The organism is Pseudomonas sp. MWU12-2029 (assembly GCF_023242425.1).
GTDB lineage: Bacteria > Pseudomonadota > Gammaproteobacteria > Pseudomonadales > Pseudomonadaceae > Aquipseudomonas > Aquipseudomonas kribbensis.
Window position 1 is genome coordinate 560,753 of the sequence record NZ_JALJDY010000001.1, and the last position, 23,040, is coordinate 583,792.

At 59.6% G+C, this 23,040-nt stretch carries 19 protein-coding genes; all 19 read right to left on the bottom strand.

Annotation, left to right across the window (positions count from 1 at the left end; translation table 11 throughout):
• Nucleotides 1-35 precede the first annotated feature (35 nt).
• Nucleotides 36-1,325, bottom strand: a complete 1,290-nt coding sequence (gene eno, locus M5B44_RS02790) for a phosphopyruvate hydratase (protein ID WP_007954808.1) — start codon at nt 1,323-1,325, stop codon at nt 36-38.
• 156 nt (nt 1,326-1,481) lie between these two features.
• Complete coding sequence (gene kdsA / locus M5B44_RS02795) at nt 1,482-2,327, bottom strand: 3-deoxy-8-phosphooctulonate synthase (RefSeq protein WP_007954807.1); 846 nt, start codon at nt 2,325-2,327, stop codon at nt 1,482-1,484.
• Between the two features lie 4 nt (nt 2,328-2,331).
• Nucleotides 2,332-3,963 (bottom strand): CTP synthase, encoded by a 1,632-nt coding sequence (locus tag M5B44_RS02800; protein WP_011332696.1) that lies wholly within the window; start codon nt 3,961-3,963, stop codon nt 2,332-2,334.
• A gap of 274 nt (nt 3,964-4,237) precedes the next feature.
• Nucleotides 4,238-5,566 (bottom strand): tRNA lysidine(34) synthetase TilS, encoded by a 1,329-nt coding sequence (gene tilS, locus M5B44_RS02805; RefSeq protein WP_248738172.1) that lies wholly within the window; start codon nt 5,564-5,566, stop codon nt 4,238-4,240.
• Between the two features lie 146 nt (nt 5,567-5,712).
• Nucleotides 5,713-6,660 carry an acetyl-CoA carboxylase carboxyltransferase subunit alpha gene (locus M5B44_RS02810; RefSeq protein WP_085712849.1) on the bottom strand — a complete coding sequence of 316 codons (948 nt, stop codon included), beginning with the start codon at nt 6,658-6,660 and terminating at the stop codon, nt 5,713-5,715.
• Between the two features lie 140 nt (nt 6,661-6,800).
• Complete coding sequence (gene dnaE, locus M5B44_RS02815; RefSeq protein ID WP_248738173.1) at nt 6,801-10,322, bottom strand: DNA polymerase III subunit alpha; 3,522 nt, start codon at nt 10,320-10,322, stop codon at nt 6,801-6,803.
• A gap of 76 nt (nt 10,323-10,398) precedes the next feature.
• The gene (gene rnhB, locus M5B44_RS02820) at nt 10,399-11,025 is read right to left on the bottom strand and encodes a ribonuclease HII (protein WP_248738407.1); all 627 of its coding nucleotides are present in this window, start codon (nt 11,023-11,025) and stop codon (nt 10,399-10,401) included.
• Between the two features lie 11 nt (nt 11,026-11,036).
• On the bottom strand, nt 11,037-12,167 hold the full coding sequence (gene lpxB, locus M5B44_RS02825; RefSeq protein ID WP_248738174.1) for a lipid-A-disaccharide synthase: 1,131 nt from the start codon (nt 12,165-12,167) through the stop codon (nt 11,037-11,039).
• A gap of 2 nt (nt 12,168-12,169) precedes the next feature.
• Nucleotides 12,170-12,946 carry an acyl-ACP--UDP-N-acetylglucosamine O-acyltransferase gene (gene lpxA, locus M5B44_RS02830; RefSeq protein ID WP_085712845.1) on the bottom strand — a complete coding sequence of 259 codons (777 nt, stop codon included), beginning with the start codon at nt 12,944-12,946 and terminating at the stop codon, nt 12,170-12,172.
• Nucleotides 12,943-13,383, bottom strand: a complete 441-nt coding sequence (gene fabZ / locus M5B44_RS02835) for a 3-hydroxyacyl-ACP dehydratase FabZ (protein WP_003222142.1) — start codon at nt 13,381-13,383, stop codon at nt 12,943-12,945. The genes lpxA and fabZ overlap by 4 nt, the downstream gene beginning before the upstream one ends.
• Nucleotides 13,384-13,489: 106 nt before the next feature.
• Nucleotides 13,490-14,545: a UDP-3-O-(3-hydroxymyristoyl)glucosamine N-acyltransferase gene (gene lpxD, locus M5B44_RS02840; RefSeq protein ID WP_248738175.1), complete on the bottom strand. Its 1,056-nt coding sequence runs from the start codon at nt 14,543-14,545 to the stop codon at nt 13,490-13,492.
• Nucleotides 14,546-14,548: 3 nt separating this feature from the next.
• Nucleotides 14,549-15,052: an OmpH family outer membrane protein gene (locus M5B44_RS02845; RefSeq protein WP_003222140.1), complete on the bottom strand. Its 504-nt coding sequence runs from the start codon at nt 15,050-15,052 to the stop codon at nt 14,549-14,551.
• 45 nt (nt 15,053-15,097) lie between these two features.
• Entirely contained in the window at nt 15,098-17,473 is a 2,376-nt protein-coding gene (gene bamA / locus M5B44_RS02850; protein ID WP_248738176.1) for an outer membrane protein assembly factor BamA, read from the bottom strand.
• Nucleotides 17,474-17,547: 74 nt separating this feature from the next.
• The gene (rseP, locus tag M5B44_RS02855) at nt 17,548-18,900 is read right to left on the bottom strand and encodes a sigma E protease regulator RseP (RefSeq protein WP_248738177.1); all 1,353 of its coding nucleotides are present in this window, start codon (nt 18,898-18,900) and stop codon (nt 17,548-17,550) included.
• Between the two features lie 53 nt (nt 18,901-18,953).
• A complete protein-coding gene (ispC, locus tag M5B44_RS02860; RefSeq protein ID WP_114881639.1) occupies nt 18,954-20,144 on the bottom strand; it encodes a 1-deoxy-D-xylulose-5-phosphate reductoisomerase in 1,191 nt (396 codons plus the stop codon).
• Nucleotides 20,141-20,947, bottom strand: coding sequence for a phosphatidate cytidylyltransferase (locus M5B44_RS02865; protein WP_085712840.1), 807 nt, complete (start codon nt 20,945-20,947; stop codon nt 20,141-20,143). The genes ispC and M5B44_RS02865 overlap by 4 nt, the downstream gene beginning before the upstream one ends.
• Nucleotides 20,947-21,702, bottom strand: coding sequence for a polyprenyl diphosphate synthase (uppS, locus tag M5B44_RS02870; protein ID WP_085712839.1), 756 nt, complete (start codon nt 21,700-21,702; stop codon nt 20,947-20,949). Before uppS ends, M5B44_RS02865 begins: the two co-directional genes overlap by 1 nt.
• A gap of 14 nt (nt 21,703-21,716) precedes the next feature.
• A complete protein-coding gene (gene frr / locus M5B44_RS02875) occupies nt 21,717-22,274 on the bottom strand; it encodes a ribosome recycling factor (RefSeq protein WP_085688727.1) in 558 nt (185 codons plus the stop codon).
• On the bottom strand, nt 22,271-23,014 hold the full coding sequence (pyrH, locus tag M5B44_RS02880; protein ID WP_011332683.1) for a UMP kinase: 744 nt from the start codon (nt 23,012-23,014) through the stop codon (nt 22,271-22,273). The genes frr and pyrH overlap by 4 nt, the downstream gene beginning before the upstream one ends.
• Nucleotides 23,015-23,040 lie beyond the last annotated feature (26 nt).

Sequence of the window (23,040 nt, forward strand, 5' to 3'; positions counted from 1 at the left end):
CCGACACAATCCGGTGTCTTTTTACCATCTACAACTTAACCGCGAAACTCGGAGCGACCGTTGTACTTGGCTTTGCCATTCAACTGCTCTTCGATACGCAGCAGTTGGTTGTACTTGGAAACGCGATCGGAACGGCACAGCGAGCCGGTCTTGATCTGGCCAGCCGAAGTACCTACGGCCAGGTCGGCAATGGTCGAATCTTCGGTTTCGCCCGAACGGTGCGAGATCACGGCGGTGTAACCGGCAGCCTTGGCCATCTGGATGGCTTCCAGGGTTTCGGTCAGGGTGCCGATCTGGTTGAACTTGATCAGGATCGAGTTGGCGATCTTTTTATCGATGCCTTCTTTCAGGATCTTGGTGTTGGTCACGAACAGGTCGTCGCCTACCAGTTGGGTCTTCTCGCCGATCTTGTCGGTGAGGATCTTCCAGCCAGCCCAGTCGGACTCGTCCAGACCGTCTTCGATCGAGATGATCGGGTAACGCTCGGTCAGGCCTTTCAGGTAGTCGGCGAAACCTTCAGCGGTGAACACCTGGCCTTCGCCGGACAGGTTGTACTTGCCGTCTTCGAAGAATTCGCTGGCCGCGCAGTCCAGAGCCAGGGTCACGTCGGTGCCCAGTTTGTAACCGGCGTTGGCGACTGCTTCGGAGATCACTTTCAGTGCGTCTTCGTTGGACGCGAGGTTCGGCGCGAAACCGCCTTCGTCACCGACGGCAGTGCTCAGGCCACGGGCCTTCAGAACAGCTTTCAGGTGATGGAAAATCTCGGTGCCCATGCGCAGACCTTCCGAGAAAGACTTGGCGCCAACCGGCTGAACCATGAATTCCTGGATGTCGACGTTGTTGTCGGCGTGTTCGCCACCGTTGATGATGTTCATCATCGGAACCGGCATCGAGTACACACCCGGAGTACCGTTCAGGTTGGCGATGTGTGCGTACAGCGGCAGGTCCTGATCCTGTGCAGCCGCCTTGGCCGCAGCCAGGGAGACGGCGAGGATGGCGTTGGCGCCCAGGGTCGCTTTGTTTTCGGTACCGTCGAGCTTGATCATCGCGTGATCCAGGGCTTTCTGGTCGCTCGGGTCGGTGCCCAGCAGCAGATCGCGGATCGGACCGTTGATGTTGGCTACCGCCTTGAGCACGCCCTTGCCCAGGTAACGGCTCTTGTCGCCATCACGCAGCTCGAGCGCTTCACGCGAGCCAGTGGATGCACCGGACGGCGCGCAAGCGCTGCCGATGATGCCGTTGTCGAGAAGCACGTCCGCTTCCACGGTGGGATTGCCACGGGAGTCGAGAACTTCACGACCTTTGATGTCGACGATTTTTGCCATTGTTGTAAACACTCCAAAGTTGACGAAAACGACGCAGCTAGAGGAAATCTTTTGACCGTCGGCAAGTGGTGTACAGCGGGCAGCTTGCAGACGACAACGCTCATACCCGAGGGCATGAGCGACAAATCGTGCGGTACTTTACCGGAGAATTGAGGTTTACGCGGTTTCTACCGTCGGAAAACTCTTCACCAGTTCGTCCAGGGCTTTGAGCTGGGCCAGGAATGGCTCCAGTTTGTCCAGACGCAAGGCGCAAGGGCCGTCGCATTTGGCGTTGTCCGGATCCGGATGCGCTTCGAGGAACAGACCCGCCAGCGACTGGCTCATGCCAGCCTTGGCCAGGTCGGTGACCTGGGCACGGCGACCGCCGGCGGAGTCGGAACGACCGCCAGGCATTTGCAGCGAATGGGTCACGTCGAAGAATACCGGGTACTCGAACTGCTTCATGATGCCGAAGCCGAGCATGTCCACCACGAGGTTGTTGTAGCCGAAGCTCGAACCGCGCTCGCAGAGGATCAATTGATCGTTACCCGCTTCCACGCACTTGTTCAGGATGTGTTTCATTTCCTGAGGCGCGAGGAACTGGGCTTTCTTGATGTTGATCACAGCGTTGGTCTTGGCCATCGCGACGACCAGATCGGTCTGGCGCGACAGGAAGGCCGGCAGCTGGATGATGTCGCAGACCTCAGCGACGACCGCGGCCTGGTCAGGCTCGTGGACGTCGGTGATGATCGGCACGCCGAAGGCTTGTTTGATGTCCTGGAAGATGCGCATGCCCTCTTCCAGGCCAGGACCGCGATAGGAGGTCACAGAAGAACGGTTGGCCTTGTCGAAGCTGGCCTTGAACACGTAAGGGATACCGAGTTTTTCGGTGACCTTCACGTACTCTTCGCAAACCTGCATGGCCATGTCACGGCTTTCCAGCACGTTCATGCCGCCGAACAGCACCATGGGTTTGTCGTTGGCAATCTCGATGTCGCCGACGCGGATGATCTTCTGTGCCATCGGGTTACGCCTTCTTCTGGTGTTGAGCCAACGCTGCTTTCACGAAACCGCTGAACAGCGGGTGACCGTCACGCGGAGTCGAGGTGAATTCCGGGTGGAACTGGCAAGCGACGAACCATGGATGATCCGGTGCTTCGACCACTTCGACCAGCGCTGCATCGGAAGAACGACCGGAAATCTTCAGGCCGGCTTCGATGATCTGCGGCAGCAGGTTGTTGTTCACTTCGTAACGGTGACGGTGACGCTCGACAATCACATCCTTGCCGTAGCAGTCGTGCACCTTGGAGCCGGCTTCGAGCAGGCATTCCTGAGCGCCGAGGCGCATGGTGCCGCCCAGGTCGGACGCTTCGGTACGTACTTCAACGGCGCCGGTGGCGTCTTCCCACTCGGTGATCAGACCGACAACCGGATGGCCGCTGGCACGATCGAACTCGGTGGAGTTGGCGTCTTTCCAGCCCAGCACGTTACGGGCGAACTCGATGACCGCCACTTGCATGCCCAGGCAGATACCCAGGTAAGGAACCTTGTTTTCGCGAGCGTATTGAACGGCAGTGATCTTGCCTTCCACGCCACGCAGACCGAAGCCGCCCGGTACGAGGATCGCGTCAACACCTTCCAGCAGCGCGGTGCCCTGGTTCTCGATGTCTTCGGAATCGATGTAGCGCAGGTTGACCTTTGTGCGGTTGGTGATGCCGGCGTGACTCATCGCTTCGATCAGCGACTTGTAGGCGTCCAGCAGCTCCATGTACTTGCCGACCATCGCGATGGTGACTTCGTGCTCTGGATTGAGCTTGGCATCAACGACCTTTTCCCACTCGGACAGGTCGGCGCCATTGCATTGCAGGCCGAAACGCTCGACGACGAAATCGTCCAGACCCTGGGCGTGCAGCACGGCCGGGATCTTGTAGATGGTGTCGACGTCTTCCAGGGAGATCACCGCACGCTCTTCAACGTTGGTGAACAGCGCGATCTTGCGACGCGACGACACATCCACCGGATGGTCGGAGCGGCAGATCAGCACGTCTGGCTGCAGGCCGATCGAACGCAGCTCTTTTACGGAGTGCTGAGTCGGTTTGGTCTTGGTTTCGCCAGCGGTGGCGATGTACGGAACCAGGGTCAGGTGCATCAGCATCGCGCGCTTGGAACCGACTTCCACACGCAGCTGGCGGATGGCTTCGAGGAACGGTTGCGATTCGATGTCGCCAACGGTACCGCCGATTTCCACCAGGGCCACGTCGGCATCGCCGGCACCCTTGATGATGCGACGCTTGATTTCGTCGGTGATGTGCGGAATCACCTGGATGGTTGCACCCAGGTAGTCACCACGGCGCTCTTTGCGCAGCACGTGCTCGTAGACACGGCCGGTGGTGAAGTTGTTGTTCTGGGTCATGGTCGTGCGGATGAACCGCTCGTAGTGGCCCAGGTCCAGGTCGGTCTCGGCGCCGTCGTGGGTGACGAACACTTCACCGTGCTGGAACGGGCTCATGGTGCCCGGGTCGACGTTGATGTACGGATCCAGCTTCAGCATGGTGACCTTAAGCCCCCGCGCCTCCAGGATGGCCGCCAATGAAGCCGATGCAATGCCTTTCCCCAAAGAAGAAACAACACCGCCCGTGACGAATATGTAGCGCGTCATGAAAAACCCTAGAAGTCTGCGTTAAAGCGGTCCGAGCCGCCGGGGAAAGCGAAGGAAGGCCGAAGCCCCCGATCACCTGCATTAATCACAGTGCACCTTTCAAAAAAACCGCCGCGTTGGGACAGACCGGAAGTGAAAACACCGGTACGTTGCTCGCTACACATTTTTTGGAATCGCCCAGCAAAGACTGCTTGGTAATCGGCAACTCCTGCAATTCAGGCGAATCCACAGAAGTTGTATCAAGAAGGGAGCGTAGTCTACCGGAATGCCCCCTTCATCTCAAACCTTGATCTTCGTCAGAAGGCTGCCAATGCAATCGCCAGCCCTCCGGTGCATTGCCATCGAGCCCCGGCAGGTTCGCCACGGCGAGCAATTCTTCACCACGAAACAGCAGCGGCAATCTGCCACGCACAAAGGCCGGCACCGCGCGCTCATTGAGCAGGCGCTTGAGATCGCGATGTCCGCGATCCGCCAGATGCATCACCTCGCCGCCCCGTCGATAGCGGATCTGCAGCGGCCCTGCGGGAGTCTGACCGCTGAACATGACACGCCCGTTATCGGGCAAGCGTAGCGCCAGCGACGTCTCGCGCCAGTCGCCGCTGACCACCGGCGTGCGCAGCCAGTGGCCGCTGAGCCACCACAGGCGACCGGCGCTGCGGTGCAACTCGCCATCCGCCAGACGCCAGACCGGAGCGGCATCGTTACCGGCATCGCGCAGATCGATCCAACCCGACCAATGGTCGGTATCCGGCAGTCGGGTCAGCGGTTCGAGCCAGTGACTGAGTGCATTGCGCTGGCGCGCATCGGACAACCCGGCGAGGACCGCGAACTCCAGCGATGGCAATCCCGACCATTCGAACTCACCGGGCAAGCTCGCTTGAGCCAGATCGATCTGCGCCAGTTCATCGAGCAAACCTTGCGCCTCCCGCAAATGCGCCGCACTGCGGGCCATGCTGGCATGTGCCTGCGGCCAGCGACCGGTCAGCAGCGGCATGACTTGATGGCGAAGGTAGTTGCGCGAAAACTGTCGATCCTGATTCGACGGATCCTCCACCCAACGCAGATCATGATCCCGCGCATAGGCTTCCAGTTCGGCACGCGAGATGTCGAGCAACGGCCGAACCAGACTGCCCTGCCCCAACGTTCGCTGCGCCGGCATGCCGGACAGACCGCGCACCCCGGCGCCACGCAGCAACCGGAACAACAGGGTTTCTGCCTGGTCGTCGCGGTGCTGGCCCGTCATCAACACATCATTGATCCGGGTCGCTGAAGTGAATGCCGCGTAACGCGCATCCCGCGCCACACGCTCAAGGCTGGCGCCCTTTTGCACGGTCACGTGAACGATCTGCAATGGAATGCCCAAGGCGTCACAGACAGCCTGGCAATGCGCCGGCCACGCATCGGCCGCGGCCTGAAGGCCGTGATGGACATGGATGGCACTTAGCGCCGGAAGGGATTCGGATTTGGCGATAGTTGCCAGAAGGTGCAGCAGGACGGTCGAATCGAGGCCACCGGAGAAGGCGATGCGCCAATGGGAAGCACCGAGCCAGGGCTTGAGATTACGCAGAAGCCTGGAAGGCAAATCAATCGAGGGCTGACCCATTTTTCTACCTTTTCACAAACCAAATGTGGGAGCGGGCTTGCTCGCGAAAGCGGTGAAACAGCCAACACAGTTGTTGAATGTTACATCGCATTCGCGGGCAAGCCCGCTCCCACAGTGTTTTGCATCAATGGCCGAAACGGCTCGACTTAGAGACCGTAGCTCATCAGACGATCGTAACGACGCTTGAGCAGCGCTTCGTTGTCGAGCTTCTTCAGCATCGCCAGTTGCGAGCTCAGCTCGGCACGGATCGAGGCAGCTGCAGCCGCCGGATCGCGGTGAGCGCCGCCCAGAGGCTCGCCGATCACTTTGTCGACGATGCCCAGGCCTTTCAGACGCTCGGCGGTGATGCCCATCGCTTCAGCGGCATCCGGCGCCTTTTCTGCGGTTTTCCACAGAATCGAAGCGCAACCTTCCGGCGAAATCACCGCGTAAGTCGAGTACTGCAGCATGTTCAGCTGGTCGCAGACACCGATTGCCAGAGCGCCGCCGGAACCACCTTCACCGATTACGGTGGCGATGATCGGGGTTTTCAGGCGGGCCATGACGCGCAGGTTCCAGGCGATCGCTTCGCTCTGGTTGCGCTCTTCGGCGTCGATGCCAGGGTAGGCGCCCGGGGTGTCGATGAAGGTCAGGATCGGCATCTTGAAACGCTCGGCCATTTCCATCAGGCGGCACGCCTTGCGGTAGCCTTCCGGACGCGGCATGCCGAAGTTGCGGCGTACCTTTTCACGCACTTCACGGCCCTTCTGGTGACCGATCACCATCACTGGCTGGTCTTCCAGACGTGCCACGCCGCCTACAATGGCCGCGTCGTCGGAGAAGTGACGGTCACCGTGCAGTTCGTCGAACTCGGTGAAGATGTGTTCGATGTAGTCCAGGGTGTATGGACGTTTCGGGTGACGTGCCAGACGTGCGATCTGCCAGCTGGTCAGCTTGCCGAAGATGTCTTCGGTGAGCGTCTTGCTCTTGTCCTGCAGGCGGGAGATCTCATCGCCGATATTCAGCGAATTGTCATTACCGACCAAGCGCAACTCTTCGATCTTGGCTTGCAGGTCGGCGATCGGCTGTTCGAAATCCAGGAAATTCGGGTTCATAGGCGTCCGTCTTGGGTCGTGTCCCAAGTGAGCTTGGGGCCGGCCGGTTGTCTATTCGCGCCCTACCTTAAGGGAGAGGCGCGCTGAGGTCGAGATTAAAAATTCAGGTTGTGGGCAGGCGGTTCGGTCCCGCCTGCCGGTCAACGGTATTGGAGGAAGACGTTGTCTCGCCCGAACTGGTCACGCAGGGCTTGAATCAAGGCATCCGCCGGGTCGATCCGCCAGGTCTCGCCAAACTGCAGCAAGGTCTTCGCATCCGGGCTGGTGTATTCCATGGTGACCGGGCACGCCCCGCGATGACGCTTGAGCAAATCCCCCAACCAGCGTAGCTGATCGCCTTTCAGGTCCTGGGTCTGCAGCTTCAGGCGCAGACTCTCGGCCAGATTGGTGCGCGCATCTTCCATGCTCATCACCCGCTTGACCCGCAAGCGCAGGCCGCCGGAGAAGTCATCGTTGCTGACCTCGCCTTCGACCACCACCATCGCATCGGTCTGCAACAGCGACTGCGCAGAGTGGAACGCGTCGGCAAACAGCGACGCCTCGATCCGCCCGGAGCGGTCGTCAAGGGTGATGAAACCCATCTTGTCGCCCTTTTTGTTCTTCATCACCCGCAGGGCAATGATCATCCCCGCCACGGTCTGGGTGTCCCGGGCCGGTTTCAGGTCAATGATGCGCTGGCGGGCGAAACGGCGGATTTCGCCTTCGTATTCGTCGATCGGGTGGCCGGTCAGGTACAGGCCGAGGGTGTCTTTTTCACCCTTGAGGCGCTCCTTGAGCGTCAGCTCCTTGGCCTTGCGATGCAGCGCGTAAACGTCTGCGTCTTCCTCGACGAACAGCCCGCCGAACAGGTCGGCGTGACCACTGTCGCGGGTGCGTGCAGTCTGTTCGGCCGACTTGATCGCCTCTTCCATCGCCGCCAGCAACACAGCGCGGTTGCGGTCGATGTTGGCGTGATAAGCCTTTTGCTCGTCATGGAAGTACGGGCCGAGGCGATCCAGCGCACCGCTGCGGATCAGGCCGTCCAGCGTACGCTTGTTGATGCGCTTGAGATCGACCCGGGCGCAGAAGTCGAACAGATCCTTGAACGGACCGGCCTGACGGGCTTCGGTAATCGCTTCCACCGGACCTTCGCCGACGCCTTTGATCGCGCCCAGACCGTACACGATGCGGCCCTCGTCGTTCACCGTGAACTTGAACTCCGAAGTGTTCACGTCCGGCGCGTCGAGGCGCAGCTTCATCGTGCGCACTTCCTCGATCAAGGTCACGACCTTGTCGGTGTTGTGCATATCCGCCGACAGCACCGCGGCCATGAACGGCGCCGGGTAGTGAGCCTTCAGCCAGGCAGTCTGGTACGACACCAGGCCGTAGGCGGCGGAGTGGGATTTGTTGAAGCCATAACCGGCGAATTTTTCCACCAGGTCGAAAATGTTACCGGCAAGATCCGCGTCGATATTGTTCGACGCACAACCCTCAATGAAACCGCCGCGCTGCTTGGCCATTTCCTCGGGTTTTTTCTTACCCATCGCCCGACGCAGCATGTCCGCACCACCAAGGGTGTAACCGGCCATGACCTGGGCGATCTGCATCACCTGTTCCTGATACAGGATGATGCCGTACGTCGGTGCCAGTACCGGCTGCAAACCTTCGTACTGGTAATCCGGGTGCGGATAAGCAAGTTCGGCACGACCGTGCTTGCGGTTGATGAAGTCATCCACCATGCCGGACTGCAGCGGCCCCGGACGGAACAGGGCCACCAGTGCGATAAGGTCTTCGAGGCAGTCGGGCTTGAGCTTTTTGATCAGCTCTTTCATGCCGCGGGATTCAAGCTGGAACACCGCGGTGGTTTCAGCTTTTTGCAGCAGCTGATAAGTCGGCTTGTCATCCAGCGGGATGAACGCGATGTCCAGGGGCGGCTCGTTGACCTTGGCGCGGTCGCGGTTGATGGTCTTCAGCGCCCAGTCGATGATCGTCAGGGTACGCAGGCCGAGGAAGTCGAACTTCACCAGACCGGCCGCCTCCACGTCATCCTTGTCGAACTGGGTTACAAGACCGTCGCCGGCCTCGTCGCAATAGATTGGCGAGAAGTCGGTCAGTTTGGTCGGCGCAATCACCACGCCACCGGCGTGTTTACCGACGTTACGCACCACGCCTTCGAGCTTGCGCGCCATCTCCCAGATTTCCGCCGCTTCTTCATCGACCTTGATGAAGTCGCGCAGGATTTCTTCCTGCTCGTAGGCTTTTTCCAGGGTCATGCCGACTTCGAACGGAATCATCTTCGACAGACGATCCGCCAGGCCGAACGACTTGCCCTGGGCCCGCGCCACGTCCCGCACCACAGCCTTGGCCGCCATGGAACCGAAGGTGATGATCTGGCTTACGGCGTTGCGGCCGTACTTTTCGGCCACGTAGTCGATCACCCGGTCGCGGCCGTCCATGCAGAAGTCGACGTCGAAGTCGGGCATCGATACCCGTTCCGGGTTGAGGAAACGTTCAAACAGCAGGTCATATTCCAGCGGGTCGAGGTCGGTGATCTTCTGCACATAGGCCACCAGCGATCCAGCACCCGACCCCCGGCCCGGCCCCACCGGCACGCCGTTGTTCTTGGCCCACTGGATAAAGTCCATCACGATCAGGAAGTAACCGGGGAATCCCATCTGGATGATGATATCCAGCTCGAAATTCAGCCGGTCGACATAGACCTGACGCTTGGCCTCGTAATCTTCGGTGGTGTCCTTGGGCAGCAGCACGCTGAGGCGCTCGTCCAGACCATCGAAAGACACCTTGCGGAAATACTCGTCGATGGTCATGCCATCGGGAATCGGATAGTCCGGCAGGAAGTGCTTGCCCAGCTTCACGTCGATATTGCAGCGCTTGGCGATCTCGACGGAGTTTTCCACGGCATCCGGCAGGTCGCTGAACAGCTCGGCCATTTCCTCGGCGCTTTTCAGGTACTGCTGATCGCTGTAATTCTTCGAACGACGCGGATCGTCGAGGGCCCGGCCCTCACCGATGCAGACGCGGGTTTCGTGGGCGGCGAAGTCTTCCTGCTTGATGAAGCGCACATCGTTGGTGGCGACCAGCGGCGCGCCGAGTTTCTCGGCCAGGGCCACGGCGCCGTGCAATTGTTCTTCGTCATTCGGACGATTGGTGCGCTGGATCTCCAGATAGAAGCGATCCGGGAACACCGTCATCCACTCACGGGTCAGCACCTCGGCCTCGGCAGGGTTGCCGCCGATCATGGCCATGCCGATCTCGCCCTCTTTCGCGGCGGACAGCATGATCAGGCCTTCGTTGGCCTCGGCCACCCACTCGCGCTCGATGATGATCATGCCGTTGCGCTGACCGTCGATGAAGCCACGGGAAATCAGCTCGGTCAGGTTGCGATAGCCCAGGGCGTTCATGACCAGCAGGCTGATCCGGCTCAGCGGACCATCCGGGTCTTTGTTCGACAGCCACAGGTCGGCGCCGCAGATCGGCTTGATCCCCGCGCCCATGGTGTTTTTATAGAATTTGACCAGCGAACACATGTTGTTCTGGTCGGTAACCGCAACGGCCGGCATGCCCATGCCGGTCAGGGCCTTGACCAGCGGCTTGATCCGCACCAGCCCGTCGACCAGGGAGTATTCAGTGTGCAGGCGTAGATGAACGAATGAAGCCGGCATAGTGATCCTGTCCAGTTACATAGAGACAACAAGGCCCGGATTGTACCGGGCCCCGAATAAAACATCAGCCTCGCCGCTAAACCTGCGTGAGACCTTCCAGCGCCTCGCAAGCCTGCCGCACCGGGGCAAACGAACGCCGGTGAATCGGCGTTGGCCCGAGGCGCACCAGCGCTTCCAGATGAACGGGCGTCGGATAGCCTTTATGGCCGCCGATGCCGTAGCCCGGGTAGATCAATTCGAACGCCGCCATCTCGCGGTCGCGGCTGACCTTGGCCAGAATCGACGCGGCGGCGATGGCCGGGACCTTGCTGTCGCCCTTGACCACCGCTTCGGAACGCATCGGCAGTTTCGGGCAACGGTTACCATCGATCATCGCCAGTTTCGGCTGGATATGCAGACCCGCGACGGCGCGCTGCATCGCCAGCATGGTGGCGTGAAGGATGTTCAGTTCGTCGATTTCTTCGACTTCGGCGCGGGCGATGCACCAGCTCAAAGCCTTTTCGCAGATTTCGTCGTAGAGCTTTTCACGCTTGGCTTCGGTGAGTTTTTTCGAGTCGTTGAGACCAAGAATCGGCCGGTTCGGATCGAGGATCACCGCCGCCGTGACGACCGCGCCGCACAAAGGGCCGCGACCGACTTCATCAACACCGGCCACCAGCTCTTCGACTTCGGCGACCAGGGTGAAATCCAGGCCCATTTGCATGCTTGTCTTGCTCATCGAGTTTGACCGATCAGGTTCAGAACGGCGTCAGCCGCCTGATTGGAGGCGTCCAGGCGCAGGGTGCGGTGGATTTCATCGAAGCCGCGAGTCTGTTCCTCACCGCCGTCGATCAGCGGGGACAGGGTCTGGGCCAGCGCCTCGACCGTCGCATCATCCTGCAACAGTTCAGGCACCAGCAGTCGCTGGGCCAGCAGGTTCGGCAGGGAGACGTACGGGCTCTTGACCATGCGTTTGAGGATCCAGAACGTCAGCGGCGCAAGACGATAGGCCACGACCATCGGGCGCTTGTAGAGCAGCGCCTCAAGGGTCGCCGTGCCCGACGCGATCAGGACCGCGTTGCACGCTGCCAGCGCCAAGTGGGACTTGCCATCGAGCAAGGTCACCGGCAAATCGCGACCGGCCAGCAGCTCTTCAAGCTGGGCTCGACGCTCTGGATTGGCACATGGAATGACGAAGCGCAAACCCGGACGCATGGCGCGAAGGCGTTCGGCGGTATCGAGGAACAGCGCGCCCAGACGACTGACTTCGCCGCCCCGGCTGCCGGGCATCAAAGCCACCAGCGGACCGTCAGGCAGACCCAGCTCCGCTCGCGCAGCGGCGCGATCAGCCTCCAGTGGAATGGTATCGGCCAGCGTATGGCCGACGAACCGCACCGGTACGCCCTTCTCTTCGTAAAACTTTGCTTCGAACGGCAGCAGCGTGAGCATCAGGTCGCAGCCTTCGCGGATCTTCAGCACCCGCTTCTGCCGCCACGCCCATACCGACGGACTGACGTAATGCACGGTCTTGATCCCGGCCTGACGCAGCTTGAGTTCGATATTGAGGTTGAAATCCGGCGCATCGATGCCGATGAACACGTCCGGCTTTTCAGCGATCAGGGTGGCGATCAGATCCTTGCGGCGCTTGAGGAGTTCACGCAGCCGACCGAGGACTTCCACCAGCCCCATGACCGACAACCGCTCCATGGGGAAATAGGAATTCAGGCCCTCGGCCTGCATCAGGGGACCGCCGACGCCGATAAACTCGACCGCCGGATGCTGCGCCTTGAGGGCGCGCATCAGACCGGCACCCAGAATATCGCCGGAAGCCTCACCCGCCACCAGCGCAATACGCAGATTGGCCATGATCAGCGAGTGATGCCGCGAGACGACGACTGGATGGAGTCACGGAATACCGCAACTTCCGGAAACTGGGCGGCAGGCTCGGCCAGTTCGGCCAGCGCTTGCTCGACAGTCAGCCCCTGACGATAAACGGTTTTGTAGGCGCGACGCAGGGCGTGAATGGCATCCTCGCTGAAACCACGACGGCGCATGCCTTCGAAGTTCATGCTGCGAGCTTCAGCCGGGTTGCCGAACACCGTGACGAACGCCGGGACGTCCTTGCCAATGGCCGTTCCCATGCCGGAAAAGCTGTGGGCGCCGATGTGGCAATACTGATGCACCAGCGTGAAGCCGGACAGGATCGCCCAGTCCTCGACGTGCACATGTCCAGCCAACGCGGTGTTGTTGACCAGAATGCAGTGGTTGCCGATGACGCTGTCGTGACCGATGTGGGCGTAAGCCATGATCAGGTTGTGATCGCCCAGGGTGGTTTCCGAGCGATCCTGAACGGTACCACGGTGAATCGTCACGCCTTCACGGATAACGTTATGGTCACCGATCACCAGACGGGTCTCTTCACCCTTGTACTTGAGATCCGGCGTGTCTTCGCCTACCGAGGAAAACTGGTAGATGCGGTTGTGCTTGCCGATTCGGGTCGGACCTTTGAGGATCACGTGTGGCCCGATCACTGTTCCCTCGCCGATTTCCACACCTGCGCCGATGATCGACCACGGGCCGACCTCGACACCCTCGGCCAGTACGGCCGAAGGATCGATGATTGCGCGAGGGTCAATCAAACTCATAGCTTGCGTTCCGCACAGATGATTTCAGCGGAGCAGACCGGCTTGCCATCGACCGAAGCCTGGCATTCGAACTTCCAGATCTGACGCTTGCAGCTGATGAACTTGGCTTCGAGGATCAACTGATCACCCGGCAGCACCGGCTGACGGAAACGCAGTTTGTCGGAACCGACGAAATAGTAGAGGGTGCCATCGGCCGGTTTCACATCGAGCATCTTGAAACCGAGGATCCCGGCAGCCTGAGCCATCGCTTCGATGATCAGCACGCCTGGCATGATCGGATGCGCAGGGAAGTGGCCATTGAAGAACGGTTCGTTGATGCTGACATTCTTGTAGGCGCGAATGCGCTTGCCTTCCGTATCCAGTTCCACCACCCGGTCCACCAGCAGGAACGGGTAACGGTGAGGCAGGTATTCGCGAATCTCGTTGATGTCCATCATTTCGGGGGGAAGCCTATGTAAAGATTGGGAGCGCGACTGACGCGCACTCCTCTAGCAAATCAAGGAGGCAGTCCAGAGGCTGTGCACACTTGATATGGAAATGGTATCAGCCTTCAGATGAAGCGTTACCGCCAGGGGTCACTTCCCCTGCCTGCTTTTCCAGCTGTCGCAAGCGTCGCGCGATGTCATCGAGCTGACGGATGCGTGCCGCGCTTTTGCGCCACTCGGCAGCCGGCTGCATGGCCGTACCGGAAGAATAGGCGCCCGGCTCGGTAATCGAGTGAGTCACCATGGTCATCCCGGTCAGGAATACGTTGTCGCAAATATCGATGTGCCCAACCAGGCCGACACCACCGGCGAGCATGCAGTGCTTGCCGATTTTGGTGCTGCCGGAAATCCCCACGCACGCGGCCATGGCGGTGTGATCACCGACCTGAACGTTGTGGGCGATCTGAATCTGGTTGTCGAGCTTGACGCCGTTACCGATCACAGTATCGGCCAACGCACCGCGATCGATGGCGGTATTCACGCCGATCTCCACATCGTCACCGATGGTGACGCCACCGATCTGGGCGATTTTCTGCCAGATGCCTTTCTCGTTGGCAAAGCCGAAGCCCTCACCGCCAAGCACTGCACCTGACTGAATCACCACCCGCTTGCCGATGCGTACATCGTGATACAGCGTGACACGCGGAGCCAGCCAGCCGCCCTCGCCGATTTCACTGCGGGCACCGACAACGCAATGTGCGCCGAGCGTCACGCCCGCCCCGATCCGTGCTTGCGCCTCGATCACCACAAAGGGACCGATGCTGGCAGTCGGATCGACCACGGCATCCGGAGCGATCACTGCCGACGGATGGATACCGGCTGCAGCTTTCGGCTTCGGATCGAACAGGTGAGAAATACGTGCGTAAGCCAGATAAGGATCCGGCACCACCAACGCATTACCGGCATAACCTTCGGCATCAGCCGCCTTGAGCAGCAATGCTGCCGCTTGCGAGCCAGCCAGGTATTTGCGGTATTGAGGGTTTGCCAGAAAGCTCAACTGAGCTGGGCCAGCCTCCTGCAAGGTGGCTAGCCCAGTAATTTGCTTCTCGGGATCGCCACTCAGGGTGGCACCGAGGAACTCGGCCAACTGGCCGAGTTTGATAGTCACGGTCATGGGTTACTTCAGCTGATTCATGCGCTCGATAACCTGGCGCGTGATGTCGTACTGAGGTTTGACATCGATCACTGCGCCACGCTCGAACACCAGGTCAAAACCACCTTTCTTGATGACTTCTTCCACTGCGCTATCCAGTTTCGGCTTGAGCTGCTTGAGCATTTCACGGTCAGCAACAGCCTTGGCTTCGTTCAGCTCCTTGGACTGGAACTGGAAATCACGGGCCTTTTGCTTGAATTCCAGCTCCAGACGCTCACGCTCGCCCTGCTGCATCTTGTCGCCGCCAGCCATCAGACGATCCTGGATACCCTTGGCGCTGCTTTCCAGCGTCTTCAGTTTGGTCAGTTGAGGACCGAACTTTTTCTCGGCATCCACGGCGTACTTCTTGGCCGCATCGGACTCCAGCAGAGCCATCTGATAGTTCAGAACAGCGATTTTCATGTCGGCAAATGCCGGGCCTGCCACCAGTACGGAGGCCAGGAGAACCAATTGAGTCAACTTACGCACGATGCACTCCTACAAAATCCATTGTCGTTATCTTGGGTCAGACGCTTAGAACGTCTGACCGAGGGAGAATTGGAACACTTGAGTTTCAGCGTTATCCGGTTTCTTGATCGGTGTGGCCAACGCGAAGCTCAAAGGACCCAGTGCGGTAACCCAGGTCACGCCGACACCGACGGAACTGGCCATGTTGCTCAGGCTGATGTCGTTGCACTTGGTGCTGGACTTCGAGCCATCGGCGTTCACAGTATCCTTGCACTGCGAGTCAAACACGTTACCCACATCCCAGAATACCGAGGTACGCAGGGAACGCTGATCCTTGACGAATGGCAGCGGGAACAGAACCTCGACACCGCCCTGAATCAGGACGTTACCACCGAACGGAAGCGGATCCTGATCCGGGTCTGCCAGGGTGCCAGGGTTTGTACCCTTGCTTGGCGTACTACGTGGACCGAGAGTGCTGTCCTTGAAGCCACGAACCGAGTTGAAACCACCAGCATAGTAGTTTTCATAGAACGGCAAGCCGTCGGTTGAACCATAACCGTCGCCATAACCCAATTCAGTGTGCAGGCGCAGTGTGTAGTTCTCGGTGATCGGCTGGAACAGCTGACCACGGTAATCAAGCTTGTAGAACGACAGGTCGCTGCCAGGAATGGTGGATTCCAGTGTCAGGCTCTGCGAACGGCCGCGGGTTGGCAACACGCCCTTGTTCAAAGTGGACTCGGACCAGCCGGCCGACGCCTTGAAGTTCAGGTACTGGTCGCCTTCGCGCTTAACGAAGTCGAAAATCTCGTCAACGGTGTAGGTACCGGTCTTGATCTTGTCCTGTTGAGCGGACAGACCGAAGGTCAGACGCGAAGTCTCGCTGATCGGGTAACCGACGTTCACGCCAGCACCCAGGCTGTCTACCGCATAGCTTGCTACGTCGACGTCGAGGTCTTTGTAGTCGGTGGTGCGATAGAACGCGTTGTAGCCCAGGCTCACGCCATCGGCGGTCCAGTAGGGGTCAACGTAGCCGAAGTTGTAACGGCTCTGGTACTGGCTACGGGTCAGGCCGACGCTGACGCGGTTACCGGTACCGAGGAAGTTGTTCTGGGTGATCGAGCCACCAAGGATCAGACCGGCACTCTGGGCAAAACCGACGCTGGCAGTGATCGAACCGGAAGCCTGTTCTTCAACCGCATAGTTCACGTCAACCTGGTCGTCGACGCCCGGAACAGCCGGAGTCTCGACGTTCACTTCCTTGAAGAAGCCCAGACGCTCAAGACGGGTCTTGGACTGGTCGATCAGGTAAGTCGAAGCCCAGCCACCTTCCATCTGACGCATTTCACGGCGCAGCACTTCGTCTTCGGACTTGGTGTTGCCACGGAAGTTGATGCGGTTGACATAGGCGCGCTTGCCCGGATCGACAGCGAACAGGATGTCCACGGTGTGGTCGTCATCGTGCGGCTGCGGAACGCCATTGACGTTGGCGAAGGTGTAGCCCTCGTTACCCAGACGACGGGTGATCAGTTCCGAGGTGGTGGTCATCAGCTTGCGCGAGAACACCTGGCCCTTTTGCACCAGCAGCAGCGACTTGACCTGGTCTTCAGGGACTTTCAGATCACCGCTGAGCTTGACGTCACGAACGGTGTACTTCTCGCCTTCGTTGACGTTGACAGTGATATAGACGTGCTTCTTGTCCGGGGTGATGGACACCTGGGTCGAAGCGATATCCATGTTGATATAGCCGCGGTCCAGGTAATAGGAACGCAGACGCTCCAGGTCACCGGAAAGTTTTTCACGGGCGTACTTGTCATCGTTCTTGAAGAACGACAGCCAGTTGGTGGTCTTCAGTTCGAACAGGTCGGTCAGGTCTTCCTCAGGGAAAACCGTGTTGCCCACCACGTTGATGTGCTGAATGGCAGCGACGGTGCCTTCGTTGATCTTCACTTTCAGGCCGACACGGTTACGCGGCTGCGATATCACTTCGGTATCGACGGTGGCCGAGTAACGACCTTGCGCAACGTACTGGCGTTGCAGCTCGTTACGCACGCCTTCGAGGGTCGCACGCTGGAAGATCTCGCCTTCGGCCAGACCGGATTGCTTGAGGCCCTTCATCAGGTCTTCGGTGGAGATCGCCTTGTTGCCTTCGATCTCGATGCTCGCGACCGATGGACGTTCAACGACCGTGATCACCAGAACGTTGCCTTCGCGGCCCAGCTGGATATCTTGAAAGAAACCGGTTTTGAACAACGCACGAGTGGATTCCACCAGGCGACGATCATCCGCCTGCTCGCCGACGTTCAACGGCAAGGCACCAAAGACGCTACCCGCGGAGACCCGCTGGAGGCCATTGACGCGAATATCAGAGATAGTGAAGGACTCGGCGTGAACTTCGGCGATCATCAATACGGTGAGAACCGCAGTTAGCAGCAGACGTTTCATGAAGTCCTTTCTTATTCCAACTGGCAATAAACAAACTGCCGCAAAATGCGGCAGATTCGCAATTCAGCGAAGCGTTACAGTCGACCCAGATCGTTGACCAGAGCAAGCAACATCACCCCGACCACCAAACTGATACCGATCTGTATCCCCCAACCTTGCACCCGATCCGACAAGGGACGACCACGCGCCCACTCGATCAGATAAAACAACAAATGCCCCCCATCCAGTACAGGAATAGGCAGCAAATTCAGAACCCCCAGGCTAATACTCAGATAAGCAAGGAAATTCAGGAAATCAGCAACGCCCGACTGGGCAGAAGCGCCCGCCACTTTAGCAATGGTTATCGGTCCACTCAAGTTTTTTACCGAGAGCTCGCCGAACAGCATTTTCTTCAGTGAATCCAGCGTCAGCACGCTCATGGTCCAGGTACGACGGGCACCCTCGCCAATCGCGGCCAAAGGACCATAACTGACCTCGCGGATCATCTCCGGTGGCCAGTCGACAGCTTTTACTCCTGCCCCCAGATAACCGCTTGGCGACTTGCTTTCACCACGCGCCGCCAGCGTCACGGGGACGTCGATTTGAGCACCGTCGCGCTCGACGTGCAGCATGATTTTGGTATCAGGACGCGTACGAACCGTGTCGACCACTTGCTGCCAGTCATCCAGCGCCTTGCCGTCCAGCGCCAGCAGACGGTCACCGGTCTTCAACCCGGCAGCCTGGGCCGGGCCTTTCGGATCGAGCTCAGCGAGAATCGGCGGCAATGCAGGACGCCATGGACGGATACCCAGAGAACGAATCGGATCCGGCTCGTCAGCACCTTTGAGCCAGTGATCCAGCGCAAGCTCACGCGGCGAATCGGCCGAAGAGCCCTGCTCACGCACCAATACCTGCAGGGAACCGCTTTCCCCCAGGCGACGCACCAGTTGCAGATTGACCGCCGCCCAGCCCGAAGTGGGCTCGCCGTCGATGGCGACGATTTCCTGACCTGCATTCAAACCGGCTTTCGCAGCGATACTGCCGGACTCGACAGCGCCGATGACCGGACGTACCTGTTCGCTGCCGAGCATGGCCAGCACCCAGAAGAACACCATGGCCAGCAGGAAGTTGGCGACGGGTCCGGCAGCCACGATAGCAATACGCTGGCGAACTGACTTGCGATTGAAAGACAAATGAAGCTGATCAGCGGGCACTTCACCTTCACGCTCATCGAGCATCTTGACGTAGCCGCCCAGCGGAATGGCAGCAACGACAAACTCTGTCCCCTGCTTGTCATGCCAGCGCAGCAACGGCATGCCGAAGCCCACGGAAAAGCGCAGGACCTTGACGCCACAGCGACGCGCGACCCAGAAGTGGCCGAATTCGTGAAAGGTGACCAGCACACCCAGGGCGATCAGGGTGCCGGCAATCATATAGAGCGCGCTCATCTACTTTCTCCGCAATCCTGTTCTATGCCGCGTGAAGCCTTGTACCGCAGGGTCTATCGACCGTGACGAGTCAGCCATTGCCCGGCGAGCGTACGTGCTGCCGCGTCCGCCGTGAACACCGCATCGAGATCATTCAGAGCAACCACCGGCTCGAGATTCAACACTTCCTCGATGATACTCGCGATTTCGAGGTAGCGAACCCGTCCGTCGAGAAACGCCGCCACCGCGACTTCATTCGCGGCATTGAGCATGGCAGGTGCACTGTTGCCGGCCTCGGCTGCCTGACGGGCAAGTCGCAGGCACGGGAAGCGCTCTTCATCGGGCGCTTCGAAGTCCAGGCGCGCGATGGCAAAAAGGTCCAATGGCGCCACACCGGAATCAATGCGCTCAGGCCAGGCCAGCGCATTGGCGATCGGCGTACGCATGTCGGGATTACCCAACTGCGCCAGTACCGAGCCATCTACGTAGTCGACCAGAGAGTGAATCACGCTCTGTGGATGGATCACCACTTCGACTTGCGACGGCCGGGCATCGAACAGCCAGCAGGCTTCGATCAACTCGAGCCCCTTGTTCATCATGCTGGCCGAATCCACGGAAATCTTGCGACCCATGGACCAGTTAGGATGGGCACAGGCCTGGTCGGGAGAAACATGCGCCAGTTCGGCCATCGGCGTCTGCCGGAAAGGACCACCAGAGGCCGTCAGCAAAATCCGACGCACACCGACATTGCTCAATCCACGAGCGAAATCCTGCGGCATGCACTGGAAAATCGCGTTGTGCTCACTGTCGATGGGCAGCAGGACGGAACCGCTCTTGCGCACAGCCTCCATGAACAAGGCGCCGGACATCACCAGCGCCTCCTTGTTGGCCAGGAGAATTTTCTTGCCCGCCTCGACAGCGGCGAGGGTCGGGCGCAGACCCGCGGCGCCGACGATGGCCGCCATCACGGCATCCACCTCAGGGGCTGCCGCGACCTGACACAGACCTTCCTCACCTACCAGCACCCGGGTCGACAGGCCGGCAGCACGCAAATCGTCTTGCAAACCACGGGCTGCCGCGACTTCCGGCACCACAGCGAACTGCGGCACATGGCGTACGCATAAGGCAAACAGCTCGCTCAGACGCGTAAAGCCACTGAGTGCAAATACCTGATAACGCTCGGGGTGACGAGCAATGACATCCAGAGTGCTCAGACCGATCGAGCCGGTTGCCCCCAGAACAGTGACCTGTTGTGGGCGGCTCACGGTGCAGCCATCCACAACAGCACGGCGAATACCGGGATCGCGGCAGTCAGGCTATCAATGCGGTCCAGTATGCCGCCATGACCCGGCAGCAGATTGCTGCTGTCCTTGATACCGGACTGACGTTTGAACATGCTTTCAGTCAGATCGCCCACCACCGAGATGAACACGATCAGCGCAGCGCCAATCAGGCCTTTGAACAGTTGCGCCACTGTCCAGTCACGGAACAGAGCGACCAGCGTGGTGATGACGAGGCTCAGCGCCAGACCGCCATACACGCCTTCCCAGCTTTTGCCCGGGCTGACTTGCGGGGCCAGCTTGCGCTTGCCGAATGCACGACCGGAAAAGTAGGCACCGATATCGGCGCCCCAGACCAGCACCATCACCGCCATGATCAGCCAGTTACCCAGCGGGTATTGCTTGATCTGAACCAGCCCTTGCCAGGCCGGCAGGAGAATCAGCAGGCCGATCACCAGTTTGCTGGCGGCACTGGCCCAGCGCTCGCTGGAGCGCGGATAGGTCAGCACCAGCCAGGTCGCTACTGCCCACCAGATCACCGAAGCACCGAGCACCCAGGGCGCCAGCCCCGGCAGGATGTACATGACGAACAGCATCAGCGCGACGACTGCCGCATAACCAACGCGAAACGATTGCGCGGTGAAACCGGCCAGGCGTGCCCATTCCCAGGCGCCCAGACTGACCACCAGACCGATGAACAGCGCAAAACCGGAACCCTCGAGCAGGAAAAATCCGCCCAGTGCGATCGGCAGCAGGATCAGCGCAGTGATGATTCGTTGTTTAAGCATTAAACCCGGGCTCCAGCTTCGATCTGCTCGCTCGTTTTACCGAAGCGACGCTGACGCGAAGCGAAATCGGCCAGTGCATTACGCATGGCATCGTGTTTGAAGTCCGGCCAGAACAGGTCGGAGAAGTACAACTCGGCGTAGGCCAGCTGCCACAGCAGAAAGTTGCTGATGCGGTGCTCGCCGCCCGTACGGATGCACAGGTCCGGCAATGGCAGGTCGCCGGTCGCAAGACAGGTTTGCAGCAGATCCGGGGTGATGTCTTCCGGCCGCAGGTGACCGGCCTGGACTTCACGAGCCAGGCGCTGCGCGGCTTGCGCGATATCCCACTGACCGCCGTAGTTGGCGGCAATTTGCAGGATGAAGCGATTGGCACCCGCAGTCATCGCTTCAGCTTCACGCATGGCCGCCTGAAGCTCAGGATGGAAACGCGAACGGTCACCAATGATGCGCAGGCTGATGTTGTTGTCATTGAGGCGCTTGGCCTCACGACGCAGCGCCTTGAAGAACAGATCCATCAGGGCACTGACTTCATCGGCCGGGCGCTGCCAGTTCTCGCTGGAAAAGGCGAACAGCGTCAGCACCTCGACCCCGGCCTCGGCACACACCTCGATCACCGCCCGCACAGCATCTACACCCGCTTTATGCCCGGCGACACCCGGCATAAAGCGTTTTTTCGCCCAGCGATTGTTGCCATCCATGATGATCGCGACATGGCGCGGCACCGCGGACGGCGCAGTCTGCTTGGTCTTTTCCATTTAAAGCTCGACCCTTATACGGCCATCAGATCCGCTTCTTTTTCCTTGGTAGCCGCGTCGATATCAGCTTCGGCCTTGTCGGTCAGCTTCTGGATATCAGCCGCCGCACGGCGCTCTTCGTCTTCGCTGATTTCCTTGTCCTTGACCAGTTTCTTCAGGTCGCCCAGTGCATCGCGGCGAATGTTGCGCACGGCAACGCGTGCATCTTCAGCCGCTGCACGCGCCTGCTTGGTGAAGCCCTTACGGGTTTCTTCGGTCAGCGCCGGCATGGAAACCAGCAGCAGCTCGCCAAGGTTGGTCGGATTGAGGTTCAGACCGGCGTTCATGATCGCCTTGTCGACCGCCGTGAGCATGTTGCGCTCGAACGGCACGACCTGCAGGGTACGGGAGTCTTTCACCGTAACGTTCGCTACCCCGCTCAAAGGGGTATCGGCACCGTAGTAAGGCACCATCACGCTACCCAGAATGCTCGGGTGAGCCTTGCCGGTACGAATCTGGCCAAATGCATGACTCAGCGACTCGATCGACTTCTTCATGCGCTCTTGGGCGTCTTTCTTGATTTCGTTGATCATTGTTGAACTTCCTCGATCAGGGTTCCTTCAGCGCCGCCGTGCACAATGTTCAGCAGGGCGCCGGGCTTGTTCATGTTGAATACGCGCAATGGCATCTTGTGGTCGCGGCACAGGCAGATGGCCGTCAGATCCATTACGCCCAGCTTGCGATCCAGTACTTCATCGTAAGTCAGATGATCGAACTTCTCGGCATGCGGGTCTTTGAACGGGTCGGCGGTGTAGACGCCATCGACCTTGGTTGCCTTGAGTACGACGTCCGCGTCGATCTCAATGGCACGCAGGCAGGCTGCCGAATCCGTGGTAAAGAACGGATTGCCGGTACCGGCCGCGAAAATCACCACGTCCTTGGAGTTCAGGTGGCGCATGGCCTTGCGACGATCATAGTGATCGGTCACACCGACCATGGAAATGGCCGACATCACGATGGCCGAGATATTGGCACGTTCCAGCGCATCGCGCATGGCCAGGGCGTTCATCACAGTGGCCAGCATGCCCATGTGGTCGCCGGTGACGCGATCCATGCCGGCCTTGCTCAGCGCTTCACCGCGGAACAGGTTGCCGCCGCCGATCACCAGACCGACCTGAACGCCGATGCCGACCAACTGGCCGACTTCCAGCGCCATGCGATCGAGCACTTTCGGATCGATCCCGAACTCTTCCGAGCCCATCAGGGCCTCGCCGCTAAGCTTGAGTAGAATGCGTTTATAGCGAGCCTGATAACCACTGCCCTGCTGAGCCATTGCGAATCTCTCCTGCGGCGTATTTA